Source organism: Buchnera aphidicola (Chaitophorus viminalis), from assembly GCF_026122795.1.
Taxonomy (GTDB): domain Bacteria; phylum Pseudomonadota; class Gammaproteobacteria; order Enterobacterales; family Enterobacteriaceae; genus Buchnera_J; species Buchnera_J aphidicola_BK.
Window position 1 is genome coordinate 37,316 of the sequence record NZ_JAIWQV010000002.1, and the last position, 14,708, is coordinate 52,023.

Annotated in this window: 13 protein-coding genes; 10 read left to right on the forward strand and 3 right to left on the reverse strand. The window is 17.7% G+C overall.

Going from position 1 to position 14,708, the window contains the following annotated elements:
* Positions 1-18: 18 nt before the first annotated feature.
* Positions 19-387 (reverse strand): iron-sulfur cluster assembly accessory protein, encoded by a 369-nt coding sequence (locus LDP12_RS01405; protein ID WP_265226596.1) that lies wholly within the window; start codon positions 385-387, stop codon positions 19-21.
* Between the two features lie 210 nt (positions 388-597).
* On the opposite strand from LDP12_RS01405, the gene LDP12_RS01410 reads away from it, so the two are divergent.
* The 8 genes from LDP12_RS01410 (at position 598) to pheT (ending at position 9,944) form a co-directional block, all read left to right on the forward strand.
* On the forward strand, positions 598-1,707 hold the full coding sequence (locus tag LDP12_RS01410) for an AI-2E family transporter (protein ID WP_265226597.1): 1,110 nt from the start codon (positions 598-600) through the stop codon (positions 1,705-1,707).
* Between the two features lie 407 nt (positions 1,708-2,114).
* On the forward strand, positions 2,115-3,161 hold the full coding sequence (locus tag LDP12_RS01415; RefSeq protein ID WP_265226598.1) for a 3-deoxy-7-phosphoheptulonate synthase: 1,047 nt from the start codon (positions 2,115-2,117) through the stop codon (positions 3,159-3,161).
* Positions 3,162-3,248: 87 nt separating this feature from the next.
* Positions 3,249-5,156, forward strand: coding sequence for a threonine--tRNA ligase (thrS, locus tag LDP12_RS01420; protein ID WP_265226599.1), 1,908 nt, complete (start codon positions 3,249-3,251; stop codon positions 5,154-5,156).
* Positions 5,157-5,181: 25 nt separating this feature from the next.
* Positions 5,182-5,718: a translation initiation factor IF-3 gene (gene infC, locus LDP12_RS01425; RefSeq protein WP_265226631.1), complete on the forward strand. Its 537-nt coding sequence runs from the start codon at positions 5,182-5,184 to the stop codon at positions 5,716-5,718.
* A 56-nt stretch (positions 5,719-5,774) separates the two neighbouring features.
* Positions 5,775-5,978, forward strand: coding sequence for a 50S ribosomal protein L35 (rpmI, locus tag LDP12_RS01430; protein WP_265226600.1), 204 nt, complete (start codon positions 5,775-5,777; stop codon positions 5,976-5,978).
* A gap of 40 nt (positions 5,979-6,018) precedes the next feature.
* Positions 6,019-6,378, forward strand: coding sequence for a 50S ribosomal protein L20 (gene rplT / locus LDP12_RS01435; RefSeq protein ID WP_265226601.1), 360 nt, complete (start codon positions 6,019-6,021; stop codon positions 6,376-6,378).
* 167 nt (positions 6,379-6,545) lie between these two features.
* Positions 6,546-7,532, forward strand: a complete 987-nt coding sequence (gene pheS / locus LDP12_RS01440) for a phenylalanine--tRNA ligase subunit alpha (protein ID WP_265226602.1) — start codon at positions 6,546-6,548, stop codon at positions 7,530-7,532.
* Positions 7,533-7,544: 12 nt separating this feature from the next.
* Complete coding sequence (gene pheT, locus LDP12_RS01445; RefSeq protein ID WP_265226603.1) at positions 7,545-9,944, forward strand: phenylalanine--tRNA ligase subunit beta; 2,400 nt, start codon at positions 7,545-7,547, stop codon at positions 9,942-9,944.
* A 358-nt stretch (positions 9,945-10,302) separates the two neighbouring features.
* Here pheT and glyS read toward each other — a convergent pair whose 3' ends face one another.
* The gene (gene glyS, locus LDP12_RS01450) at positions 10,303-12,375 is read right to left on the reverse strand and encodes a glycine--tRNA ligase subunit beta (RefSeq protein ID WP_265226604.1); all 2,073 of its coding nucleotides are present in this window, start codon (positions 12,373-12,375) and stop codon (positions 10,303-10,305) included.
* Positions 12,376-12,392: 17 nt separating this feature from the next.
* The gene (glyQ, locus tag LDP12_RS01455; RefSeq protein ID WP_265226605.1) at positions 12,393-13,271 is read right to left on the reverse strand and encodes a glycine--tRNA ligase subunit alpha; all 879 of its coding nucleotides are present in this window, start codon (positions 13,269-13,271) and stop codon (positions 12,393-12,395) included.
* A gap of 223 nt (positions 13,272-13,494) precedes the next feature.
* Between glyQ and nfo the strand changes: the two genes are divergently transcribed.
* Both nfo and rplY read left to right on the forward strand, forming a co-directional pair.
* Positions 13,495-14,340, forward strand: coding sequence for a deoxyribonuclease IV (nfo, locus tag LDP12_RS01460; RefSeq protein WP_265226606.1), 846 nt, complete (start codon positions 13,495-13,497; stop codon positions 14,338-14,340).
* A gap of 60 nt (positions 14,341-14,400) precedes the next feature.
* A complete protein-coding gene (gene rplY, locus LDP12_RS01465) occupies positions 14,401-14,685 on the forward strand; it encodes a 50S ribosomal protein L25 (protein ID WP_265226607.1) in 285 nt (94 codons plus the stop codon).
* The last annotated feature ends 23 nt before the right edge of the window (positions 14,686-14,708 follow it).

Below are 14,708 nucleotides of genomic sequence, written 5' to 3' on the forward strand. Positions count from 1 at the left end.
ATATTTACATAAATGATATTATAAATTTATTTGAAAACTTTCTCCACATCCACATTTATTTTGAGAATTTTTATGATAAAAATCAAAATAATTATTAAATTTATTTTTAATAAAATTAATAGTTATTCCATCTAATATATGAATTTTATTTTTTGGAAGAAAAATTGAGATATTATCTTTAACAAAAATAAAATCTGTATTAGTATTTTTTGTAATATACTTTAATATATATTTATATCCTGCGCATCCTGTTTTTTTGATATCAATTTTAATTCCTATAATATTTTTTTTTATATTATATATTTTAATTATTTTTTTTAAAGCGTTCTGAGTAACAAAAATTCCTTTTAATTTTTTTTCATTTGATTTTAATAAATATTTTTTCATATTAATAAGGCTCTAATTATATAAATTTATTATTTTATAAAGTATATTTAAAAATTTTTAATCGAAAATTTAATATAAATTTTAAATATATTAATATAATAAATAATTTTTTATTTTAAAATTTATTGATAATTTTTTTTTTTTAATTTTATTTGAATTTCACACAATAATTAGTTAAAAATAATACCAAAATAATAGAGGTATAATTTTGTGAAATATTATAAAAATAATATAGATTTATTTAAAACAATTATTTTATTTACATCTGTTTTTTTTATTATTATATCAAGTTTTTATATCATTCGTCCATTTTTACAGAGTTTATTTTGGGCTAGTATTATTGTTATTTCTACATGGCCAATTTTATTATATATACAAAATTTTTTTGGAAATAAAAAATGTTTATCTATATTTTTTATGGTTTCTTTATTGTTATTATCTGTTTTTATTCCTTTTTTTATAATATTTACTTCTATAATAAAAAATGCATTTTATTTTTTTAGTTATATTAGTTTAGAAAAATGCATTTTTCCTAAATTAGATTTTTTACAAAATATTCCTATATTTGGATTAAAATTTTCATTACTGTATAAAAATTTTATACAAGGAGAAGAATCAGAAAATTTTTTTAATTTTTTACAACCGTATTTTGGTCAAATAATAATTTTTTTGTTTCATAAGATGAAATTATTAAGTAGTTTATTAATAAATTTATTTTTTATTTTTATATTTATTTGTTTTTTTTATTGGGAAGGAGAAAAAATATGTTATTTTTTAAAAAATTGTTTTTTAAAATTAAATTTTAAGTCAAAAAATTCAATATTTTTAATTATTGAAAAATCTATTCGAGCTGTATTTTTAGGAGTAATAATTACATCTTTAATACAAGGAGTTTTAGGAGGATTAGGATTAATAATTGTAGGTGCTCCATATATAGTTTTTTTTGTTGTAATAATTATTTTTTTCTCTTTGATACAATTAGGATCTTTACCTGTTTTAATTCCTATTGTTTTATGGTTATATTTTAAAAAATTTTTTATATATGGAACATTTTTACTTGTATGGAGTATTATATTATCTATTTTAGATAATTTAATTCGATTTATATTTATTAGATTAGGAATGAATTTACCGTTTTTTTTTATTTTTTCTGGTATTATAGGTGGTTTATTAACTTTTGGTATGATTGGTCTATTTATAGGTCCAGTTATATTAAATATATTTTATAAAATCATTTTTGTTTTTTTTAAAAAACGTATTTCTTCTAAAAATACTATACAAAATATTACACTAATTAAAAATAATTCTAATGATTTTTGAATATTTTTACAGATTTTTTAAATATAATTGTATGTAGTTTTTATCTTGATTAAAGTGAATTAATATTATTTTTCAAGAAAATAATTAAATTATTTTTCATATATTTTCTGAAATGAATATTTTAAAAAATAAATTTTATGTAAATAAAATAATTTTTAAAAATATTAATATATTTTAAAAATTTAATTTAATTTTTATATTTTATGAGTAAAAAATGAATTTGTTAAAACTTAATTATTATATATAATATAATGATTTTAAATATAATTTATATAAATTATTAGTTTAAAATAAAATAAATTTTAGTAATTTTATAGAAATATCATTTTATAAAAAAAAATTAATACAAATAAAATATTAATAATTATTTTATATTATTTAAATATATTAACATTTTAGAGAAAAATATGAAAAAAACAGATGAATTAAGAACAGTTAAACTAGATCCTCTTATTACTCCTGCTCATTTATCAGAACGTTATCCTGTTACTTCTCAAATTATGGATAATGTTATTAAGACAAGAAAAAATATCGAAAATATAATTTCCGGAAAAGATAAACGTTTATTAGTTATTATTGGCCCTTGTTCATTACATGATCCTATAGCTGCTATAGATTATGCAAATAAATTAAATGATTTAAGAAAAAAATATTCAAATTCATTAGAAATTATAATGAGAACATATTTTGAAAAACCTCGTACTGTAATTGGTTGGAAAGGATTAATTTCAGATCCTGATATTGATAATACTTTTAAAGTAAATAAAGGATTACGATTAGCTAGAAAATTATTATTAGAAATCAATAAAATTGGTTTACCTGCTGCAACTGAATTTTTAGATATGGTTATTGGGCAATTTATTAATGATTTAATTAGTTGGGGAGCAATTGGTGCACGTACTACTGAAAGTCAAATTCATCGTGAAATGGCTTCAGCTTTATCTTGTCCAGTGGGTTTTAAAAATGGAACTGATGGAAACATATTAATTGCAATAGATGCTATTAGAGCAACAAAAGTTCCTCATATATTTTTAGCACCAGATAAAAATGGTCATATGACTATTAATCATACTACTGGAAATTCTCTTTCACATATTATTATGAGAGGAGGAAAAAATCCAAATTATCATCTGGAAGATATTAATTTAGCTGTTTCTTATTTAAAAGAATTTAAATTACCTGAAAAAGTTATGATTGATTTTAGTCATGGAAATTGTTTAAAACAACATAAATTACAGTTAAATGTATGTAAATCAGTATGTAAACAATTAAGAAATGGTTCAAAAAATATTTTTGGTGTAATGATAGAAAGTTTTTTAGTAGAAGGATCTCAACCTATTAAAAAAATAAATAAAATGAAATATGGTCAATCTATTACTGATTCTTGTTTAAATTGGGAAGATAGCGTTTTTATTATAAAAGAGTTATCTAGAGCAGTTTTAAAAAATTTATAAAGATATTTAAAAATGTTATATTTATAGATTTTTTTGTATTTAAATAAAAATATTTATTTTATTGTTTTAGGTATAAGGGTTTTCAAAATGCCAGTTATAACTTTTCCTGACGGTTTTAAAAAAAAGTATAAAAATTCAATTTCAATTAATAAAATTTTAGAAACTTTTCAAGATATTCAAAAAAATAAATATATTGCTGGATTTTTAAATAATAAAATTGTAGATTTTCATACTATTATTACGAAAGATTCAAAATTGTCTTTTATTAAAAAAAAAAATAATTTATCTCTATCAATTATTAATAATACATTTGTTCATTTATTAGGTTATAGTATAAAAACTTTATGGCCAAAAATTAAATTACATAAATTTTTATCAGATGAGAATAAATTTTATTATGATTTTTATAAAAAAAATCCTTTAAAAGAAAAACATATAGCTTTAATTGAAAAAAAAATGCGAGATTTAATAAAAAAAAAATATTATATTTTAAAAAAAGACTTGCATTATCAAGATTTAAAAAATATTTTAAAAAAATTAAATGAAGATTATAAAATTAAAATTTTAAAATTCAATTTTAAAAAAAATAACTATATTAGTTGTTATTTTCATGAAAATCATATTGATTTCATGATAGATATAGAAGCTCCTAAAATAAATTTTTGTAAATATTTTAAATTAAATAAATTATCTGGTGTATATTTAAATTCAGATAAAAAAAATAAAATGATTCAAAGAATTTCTGGAATATCTTTTTTAAATAAAAAAAACTTTTATTCATATTTTAAAAATTTAGAGTTAAAAAAAAATTTTGATCATAGAAAATTAAATCTAACTTTAAATTTATTTCATTTACAAGAAGATGTTCCAGGAATGGTGTTTTGGCATAATAATGGATTTTTTATATTTAAAAAATTAAAAAATTTTATTAGAAGAAAATTAAAAAAATATAATTATCAAGAAGTAAGAACACCTATATTAATGAATAAATTTATATGGAAAAAAAGTGGTCATTTAGAAAATTATAAAAATTTAATGTTTTCTACTTATTCCGATAATAAAGATTATTGTATTAAACCAATGAATTGTCCTGGTCATATAAACATTTTTAATTATAAATTAAAATCTTATAGAGATTTACCAATTCGTATGTCAGAATTTGGAAGTTGTCATCGTCAAGAACCTTCTGGAGCTTTACATGGATTAATGCGTTTAAGAAATTTTACTCAAGATGATGCGCATATTTTTTGTACTAAAGAACAATTACAAGATGAAATTAATCTTTGTATAAAAATGATTTATGAAATATATAACATTTTTTCTTTTAAAAAAATTATTGTTAAATTATCTACTCGTCCTGATAATAGAATTGGTGATAATTTTGTATGGGATCAGGCTGAATCTATATTAAAAAAAGTTTTAGAGAAAAATAATATATTATTTTCTTATCAAATTGGAGATGGTGCATTTTATGGTCCTAAAATTGAATTTGATTTACAAGATTCTTTTAATAGAAAATGGCAATGTGGAACAATTCAATTAGATTTTTATTTACCTAAAAGATTAGGATCTTTTTACATTGATAAAAATAATATAAAAAAAACTCCAGTTTTAATTCATCGAGCAGCGTTAGGTTCATTAGAACGATTTATAGGAATTTTACTTGAAGAATATAAAGGTTACCTTCCAATTTGGTTATCTCCTATACAAGTTAAAATTATAAATATTTCACAAAAAAATATTAAATATTGCCATACTATATTAAATTTTTTACAAAAAGAAAATATTAGATCTGAATTAGATTTAAGAAAAAAAAGTTTAGGTTTAAAAATTAGAGAAAGTACATTATTAAAAATTCCTTATATATTAATTTGTGGAGATAAAGAAGAAAAAAATAATACTATATCTTTTAGAAAAATTCAAGAAAATAAGATTTATAATATGAATTTATCAGATTTTATTCAAGAAATTTATAATGAAAATAGCGGTTTTTAAATAAAGTACTATGGAGGAATAAAATATTAAAGGCTGGAAAAGAGTATCAAATATAAGAAAACATAGAATAAATAATGAAATTCGTGCTTTAAAAGTACGTTTAACTGGTTTAAAAGGAGAAAAAATAGGTATCGTTAGCATATATGATGCTTTGAAAAAAGCTGAAATAGAAGGGTTAGATTTAGTAGAAATTAGTCCAAATGCAGAACCTCCTGTATGTAAAATTATGAATTATGGGAAATTTATTTATACTAAAGCTAAAGCTTTAAAAGAACAAAAAAGAAAACAAAAAATTATTCAAATTAAAGAAGTAAAATTTCGACCAAGTACAGATGAAGGAGATTATCAAGTTAAATTAAGAAATTTAAAACGTTTTTTAAAAGATGGTCATAAAGTTAAAATTACTTTGAGATATAGAGGAAGAGAAATGGCTCATCAAAAAATTGGATTAGACGTATTACATAGAATTAAATTAGATTTAAGTAATATTTCTTCAATAGAATTTTTTCCTTCTAAAATAGAAGGTAGACAAATGGTGATGATTTTATCTCCTAAAAAATAAATTTATGAGATATTATTATTAATATTAATTTATTTTTCAAATTATATAGGATATACATGAAAAAATTAAAAACTTTAAAAAGTGCAATTAAACGTTTTAAAAAAACTTCTTCTGGTCGATTTAAAAGAAAAAAAGCTAATTTAAGACATATTTTAACTAAAAAATCTACTTCAAGAAAAAGAAATTTAAGAAAAAAAACAATTATTTCTAAAGCAAATATTAAAGTAGTAAAATCTTTTTTTCCATATTATTACAAATAAAATATTTAAAAAAATTTTTTAACAAATTAAGGATTCTAAAATGGCTCGAGTTAAAAGAGGAGTATTCTCTCGTGCTCGTCATAAAAAAATTTTAAAACAAGCAAAAGGATATTATGGTGCACGATCTAGAGTATATAGAGTAGCAAATCAAGCAGTTTTAAAAGCTGGCCAATATTCTTATAGAGATAGACGTCAAAAAAAAAGAATTTTTAGAAAGTTATGGATTTCTCGTATTAATGCTGCTACTCGAATACATAACTTGTCTTATAGTAATTTTATATATGGATTAAAAAAAGCATCTATTAATATCAATCGTAAAATATTATCAGATATAGCAATTTATGATGAACTATCTTTTAAAAAATTAATAGAAACTGCAAATATACATTTATCTAAATAAGATATTATTTTATATAATATTTCTTTTAATTAAAGAAAATTATAATTAGTATTTAATTAAATGTTATATAAAATTTAAAGAATATTTTTTTAAAATGAAATACACTGATAAGCTTCCTTTAAAGGAAGCTTTTTAGTATATTATTAATTTCTATGGAATTTTAAATTATGAATGATAATAAAAATTATATTCAAGATATTATATTAAAATTGAATAAATGTAAGAGTAAAAATGATTTAAATATGATACGTTCTCAATATTTAGGTGTTAATGGTATTATTACTCAAAAATTTAAAAAATTAAAAACATTAGATGTAGAAAGTAAAAAAAAATTCAGTATAAAAATTAATAAAATTAAAAAAAAAATTTTAAAATTATTATTTTTAAAAAAGAATACTTTAAAAGAAACTATGATTAAAAATTTATATAAAAATAATAATATTGATATATCTTTATCAAGTAAAGAAGTAAATCTTGGTTCAGTACATATTATTACTTATTCTATAAATCGTATCATAAATTTCTTTTCTAAATTAGGTTTTGAAGCATTATATGGTCCAGAAATAGAAAGTGATTATTACAATTTTGATGCATTAAATATAAAAAAAAATCATCCATCTAGAGATAATCATGACACTTTTTGGTTTAATAAAAATATTTTATTAAGAACTCAAACTTCAAGTATGCAAATTCGTACTATGGAAAAAAAAACTCCTCCTGTGAGAATTATTGTTCCTGGAAAAGTATATAGAAATGATTCTAGCTTAACTCATAGTCCGATGTTTCATCAAATAGAAGGTTTTATTATAGATAAAAAAATTAATTTTTCTAATTTAAAATGGATTATGAAAAATTTTTTATTATTTTTTTTTAAAAAAAAATGTAAAATTCGTTTTAGAAATTCATATTTTCCTTTTACTACTCCATCTGCAGAAATAGATATTTTTAATGAAATATCTAAAAAATGGTTAGAAGTTCTCGGATGTGGTATGATTCATCCTTTAGTTTTAAAAAAAGTGAATATTAATCCTGAGAAATATATTGGATGTGCTTTTGGGATAGGAATAGAACGTTTAATTATGTTAAAATATAATATTTTAAATATTCGTTCATTTTTTAAAAATGATTTAAGATTATTAAAACAATTTAAATAACAGTGAGAACAAATGAAATTTAGTTTATCATGGTTAAAAAAATTTTTAAATAGAGATTTAAAAAATTCTTTAATTTGTAATCAATTAACAGAAATTGGTTTAGAAGTAGAAAGTTTACAAAAAAAAAAAAATTTTTTTAAAAATTCTTATATTGGAAAAATTATTTCTATATCTAATAAAAGTGATAAAAATATTTTAAAAATTAAATTCAATAAAAAGTTTATAATTAATGTTCTTACAAAAAAAAAAAATTTTTATATAGGTATGAAATTAGCTGTTGGATTAAAAAATCAAGATTTAATAGATTTTAAAAATTTTGTTAAAATAAATAAAAAAAATAATTTATTAATTTGGAAAATATATACATATTATGATTTTAAAATTTTTGGCAATAAAGATTATATCGTAGAGTTTCCTAAAGATCAAGAAATAGGAATTTTAGTTGAAAAATATTTTAATAAATTTCCAGATGATTTATTAACTTTAAATATTACTCCTAATAGAAATGATTGTTTAGGAATTTTTGGTATAGCAAGAGAATTATCTGTTATTAATAATTTCAAATTAAAAAATAAATTTAAACATTGTAATAATTTGAAGAAATTAAAATATAATAATGATTTTAAAATTTCTATATCTAATCATAGTATTTGTTCCAGTTATTTTATAAAAATTATTAAAAATATAGATTTATCTATTCAGACTCCGTTTTGGATTAGAGAGAGATTAAGAAAATCTCATATTAATTCTATTAATATTATTTATGATGTTGTTAATTATGTTTCTCTTGAATATGGTCAGTCTATTCATATTTTTGATTTAGATCAATTTAACAAAAAAAAAATAAAAATTAGATTATCTAAATCTGATGAAAGTATTTTATTGAAAAAACATTCTTTAGTTAAAATTTTTAAGAATACATTAGTTTTTGAAAATAATGGAAATATTTTTTCTTTAGGTGGTTATATTAATTCTAAAAATTATTTGATAAATGAAAATACTAAAAATATTTATATTGGATCAGGAGTATTTAAAAATAGTTTAATTAATTACATTAAAAAAAAATATAATAAATATTATGTTTCTTATGATAATTATTATAGACAATGCGAACTTAATTTATGTATTTTTTCTTTAGAACGTATTTCAAAAATATTATCTAAATTTTTTTCTGGTATTCATACTTCTAATATTTGTTTAATAAATAACAGAAATATTAAAAAAAATATAGTTTTATCATATAAAAAAGTTAATAAAGTTTTAGGATTTGTTATTAATAAATTTATGGTTTTAAATATATTAAAAAAATTAGAATATATAATTTTTGAAAAATTATATAAATTAATAGTTATTCCTCCTAACTTTCGTTCAGATATTATATATCCAGAAGATGTTATATCTGATTTAATACGCTTTTATGGATATAATAAGTTACCTAGTTTACCTTTAGAATTAAATTCATATATACCAAAAAAAAATTTTGTTTTAAATAAATTGTTTAAAATAAAAAAATTTTTATCTCATAAAGGATATTCTGAAGTAATAAATTATAGTTTTACTGATAAAAATTCTCAAAAGTTATTTTTTAAAAATAGAAAACTAATAAAAATTATTAATCCAATTTCAAAAGATTTGTCTTATATGAGAACGTCTTTATTTCCTGGTTTATTAAAAAATTTAAATTATAATGTAAATCGTCAACAAGAAAATTTTCGTTTATTTGAAAGTGGATTATGTTTTATTAAAAATAAAAATAAAACACTTAAAACTAATCAAAATTTATTATTATCAGGAATAATTAGTGGAAGTAAATTTCAAAAAAATTGGTTTAATAAAGAAATAAAATTTAGTTTCTATGATTTAAAATATGATCTAGAAAAATTTTTATTATATTTTTATAATATAAATAATATTTATTTTAAAAAATCTTATATAAATGGATTTGATGCAAATATATGTGCAAAAATTTATTTTCAGAATATTAAATTAGGATGTATTGGATTATTAAGTTCTTCTATTAATAAATTTTTTAATATTATAAATAATATTTTTGCTTTTGAACTTTTTATAGAAAAAATTCCTATATTAAAAAAAAATCCTATACAAGAATTTTCTTTTTATCCTTATAGTGTAAGAGATATTTCAATTATTATTTCTAATTCTATTAGTGCTTTAGATGTGATTAAAGAATGTTATAAAATTTCTTTAGAAAATATTTTTAAAATTACAATAATTGATGTATATCAAGGAGATAAAATTCCAAAAAATAAAAAAAGTCTTTCATTAAGAATTTTTTTTAAAAATTTAAAAAAAAATTTTACTTCTAACGATATAGAAATATTATTTAGAAAATGTATTCATAAAATTAAAGTTAAATTTCAAGCAGTTTTACGAGATAAAAAATTTTTATAAAATATTTTAATATATTTTTAAAAAATAAATTTATTTTGTATTAATATATATTTAATATTAATTATAATTATTAAACTTAAATTTACAATATAAGGAATTAAATATGTTAGATTTTTTTATTTCAATTTATTTTAATTAATTTGTGTATAAATATTAATAAATTTTTATATTTTATAGTTTGTTATATTTATTTTATAAAATAGAAAAATAAACAAAAAAAAATAAAATATTTTTTGTAACAAAAATATTTCATATTTACAACAAAAATATTTTATTTAAATAGATTTTTTGACTAAAAATTTTAAAAAAATTATTTTTTTTTTTAAACATTTTTAGTCAATTTAAAACTATAAAAATATTAATATAAATAAGAAAAAATAGCTATTTTTTGAAAAGTTTTATGAATCATATATAAAATATTTAATCTATTTTTTTGAATTTTTTTAATTTTATGATTAATTTGAATTGTATTAAAAAATTTTTCTAAAATATCGTGAATATTTATAATTTCTATAATAGATTTTTTATATTTTGTTTGTTGATTGAAGATTTTAATTTTTTTGTTTGTATGTTGAATTTTTTTAAACAGTTTTTTTTCTAGTTCATGTTGAAATAGTTCAGGTTTAATTATAAATGAATTTTTAAAATCTTGATTTTTTAAAATATTTGTAATTCTTTTATTAAGATTTAATATTTTTTTTGAATCTTTAGATTTAAGAAATTTGATCATTGTTAGAATTTTTTTATTAACTTGAAATAAATTAATTTTATTTAGGTTAATTATAGATTTAACAATGTTTTTAATGTTTTTTTCTTTTTTATAAAAAAAATAAAATCTATTTATAATAAAACAAATTATTTTAGATATAATTTTTTTGATATTTTTTTTAATTCTATAGATTAAAATTATTTTTTTTATTAATTTATTTAAATTAAATGAAATATTATAGAAAATTATTATTTTAATAATTCCTATAGAAATTCTTCTTAATGCAAATGGATCTTTATCTCCTTTAGGAATCTTACCTATAATAAACATACCTATTAAAGTATCTAATTTGTCTGTTATAGATAATGCAATACCTATATTTGAAGTAGGTAATTTATCATTTTTATATTTTGGTAAATAATATTCTTTTAAAGCGTGGTAAACTTCTTTTACTTCTCCATTATTTTTTGCATAGTAAGATCCGATTATTCCTTGTAGATCAGGAAATTCTGATACCATATAACTGATAATATCACATTTAGATAAAAATGCTGCTCTTTGAGCGTTTTTAGAATTAAATAAAATTTTTTTTCTTAATAATAATATTATTTTCTCTAATCTATTTGTTTTATCTTCTAAAGTACCTAAATTTTCATAAAATAAAACTTTTTTTAATAATTTTTTATTATCAGATAATTTATTTTTTATATCTTTTTTAAAGAAGAAATTGATATCTTGTAATTTAGAAGATATTAATGTTTGATAACTAGATATAATTTTATTGCATTTATTGGTTTTTGTGTTAATTATACAAATAAATTTAGATTTTAATTCTTTTTTTTTTTTAAATAATGGAAAACATTTTAAGTTATTTTCAAGAATATAAATTATAATTTCTTTAGGTAAAGATAAAAATTTTTTTTTAAAAGATATTATTAATGCAGAAGGCCATTCTACTAATGCTGTAATTTCTTCTAATAAAAAATTATTTATGATTATATAACTTTTATTTTTTTTTGCTAAATTTAAGATATTTTTTTGAATTTTACTTTTTCTAACTTCATAATCTGCAATTATTTTTCCTTCATTTTTTAAAGTAGATAAATAATTTTTAGCATGTAAAACATTTATTTGATTTTTGTTTTTGATTAAATAATGACATTGAGTTTTTCTATTTGGAATTAAACCAAAGATTTTTTTAGAAATAATTTTTTTATTAATTAACATTATAATATTTCTAATTGGTCGAATAAATTTATATTTTTTATCGTTCCATTTCATTAAATGAAGATGTGAACATGTATAAAAAATTTTTTTTGTAATTTCAGATAATTTTTCTGAATAATCTAAATATTTTTTTTTCTGTTTATATATTAACCATTTTTTTTTATCTTTTTTTAGTATTTGAATGTGTGAATTATTAATTTTAAATTTTTTCATCCATAATAATGCTGGTTTTTGTATAATTCCTTTTTTATTAAATGCAATTGAAATCGGTGGACCTTTTTGTATTATATATTCGTTTTTTTTATAATATTTAAAATTTTTTATTTGAATAGCGATTCTTCTAGATGTAGCAAACCAGTATATTTTACTATAAATTATATTTTCTTTTTTTAATATTTCAATAAATTTTGTATAAAAAGATAAAGAAATTTTTTTTAATTTTTTTGCTGGAAGATCTTCTGTGTTTATTTCTACTAAAAATGTTTTTTTTTTCATTTAAAAATTCTCATTTTTTAAATTTTATTTTTTATATAAGAAATAGCAATTTTTTTTGTAATATTTCTTATTTTAAAAATATAATTTTGTCTTTCTGTTGAAGATATAATTTTTTTTGCATCTAGTAAGTTAAAACAATGAATTGCTTGTAATATACATTCATATGCAGGAATTAAAAGAGGTTTGTTTAAATATAATAATCTTTTAGATTCTAAAAAATATAATTTAAAATTTTTTAATAAAAATTTTTCATTAGAGTAATTAAAATTATATTTAGAATTTTCGATTTCATTTCTATAAAATAAATTTTTATATGAAATTTTTTTTTTTTCATGTCTAGACCAAATTATTTTATAAATATTATTTAAATTTTGTATATGCATAGCTAATCTTTCTAATCCATATGTAATTTCTACTGATATTGGTTTGCAATTTATAGATCCAATTTGTTGAAAATATGTAAATTGTGTAATTTCTATTCCATTTAACCATATTTCCCATCCTATTCCAGATGCACCTAATGTAGGATTTTCCCAATTATCTTCTATAAATTTTAAATCGTTATTAAATATTTTAATATTTAATTTTGATAAAGATTTTAAATATATTTCTTGAATATTTTTTGGGGCTGGTTTAATAATTACTTGAAATTGATAATAATGTTGTAGTCTATTTTTATTTTTTCCACTTCTTCCATCTGTAGGTCTTCTAGAAGCTTGAGTATAAGCGTATGATATTGGTTTTTTTTCTAAACATGAAAAAAATGTTTTATGATGAAAAGTTCCAGCTCCTATTTGAATATCTAATGGTTGTATAATTGTACAACCTTGATTTTCCCAAAATTTTTGTAAAGATAGAATAATTTCACAAAATGTTTTTTTTTTATTTTTTTGCATAATTTTTATTTGTTAAATTTATGTGAGAAATTTTTTATTTTATTTTTAAAATTTTATAAATATAATTAAAAGTATTAAATGTTTAAAAAATTATTATTTTTTTTGCAACAATTTTAATTTATTTTATATTATCTTTAATAAACATATTATATTAACTATAATATATTAAAGATTTTATTTTGTTTAAATCTATTTATTTTAAATTATATAGGATAAATAAATAATGAAATATGTTGGATCGCATGTTAGTATTTCTAAAGGAATATTATTTGCTATAAAAGAATCTTATTGTTTGAAATCTACAGCTATAGGTTTTTTTATTAAGAATCCTTTACGATGGAAAGTTCCTAATATTACTGAAAAAATGATAAAAGATTTTAAAAAAACATGTAAAAAATATAATTATTCATCTAAGCAAATTTTACCACATAGTGGTTTTTTAATTAATTTAGGACATCCAGATTCATGTTTGTTAAATAAATCTAGAAATTCTTTGTTAGAAGAAGTTATAAGATGTGAAGATTTAGGTTTAAGATATTTAAATTTTCATCCAGGTAGTCATTTAAATAAAATTTCAAAAGTAAAATGTTTAGAACGAATTTCTGATTCAATAAATTTTATTTTAAGCAAAACTAAAAAATTAATTTTAGTTGTTGAAAATACAGCAGGACAAGGAACAAATTTAGGTTATAATTTTGATCAATTATCTATAATCATTAATGGAGTAGAAAATAAAAAAAGGATTGGGATTTGTTTAGATACATGTCATTTATTTGCATCAGGTTATGATTTGCGAACTAAAAAAAATTATATTAAAACTTTTGATTCTTTTGATAAAAAAATTGGATTTAATTATTTAAAAGGTTTACATTTAAATGATTCTAAAAATATTTTAGGAAGTAGAAAAGATCGACATGAAAATTTAGGATTAGGATATATTGGTAAAAATTGTTTTAAATGGATTATGAAAGATTATAGATTTAAAAAAAAACCAATAATTTTAGAAACAATTAATAAAAATTTATGGTTAGAAGAAATTTCTTGGTTGCAGTCAAAAGATATAATTTAAAAACATATTTCTTGTTTTTTTTTAAAATTTTATAAAATTTTTTTTATAAAGGAATAAAATATGATTAATATATATGCTAGAAAAAGATATTTTCATGGAACACAAAATAGTAGAAAATTACGTTTAAAAAATTATTTTCCATCAATTATTTATGGAAAGAACAAACAATCTTTATTAATTCAATTAAAACAAGATGAAATTTTAAATTTATTGAATAAAAATAATTTAAAAAATAATAATTTTTTTATTGTTATTAAAGATAAAAAAATTAATGTTAAATTAAAAGAAATACAAAGACATCCATTTAAACATAAATTTATTCATATAGATTTTTTAAGAATATAAATTTATATTTTTTTTAAAAAATT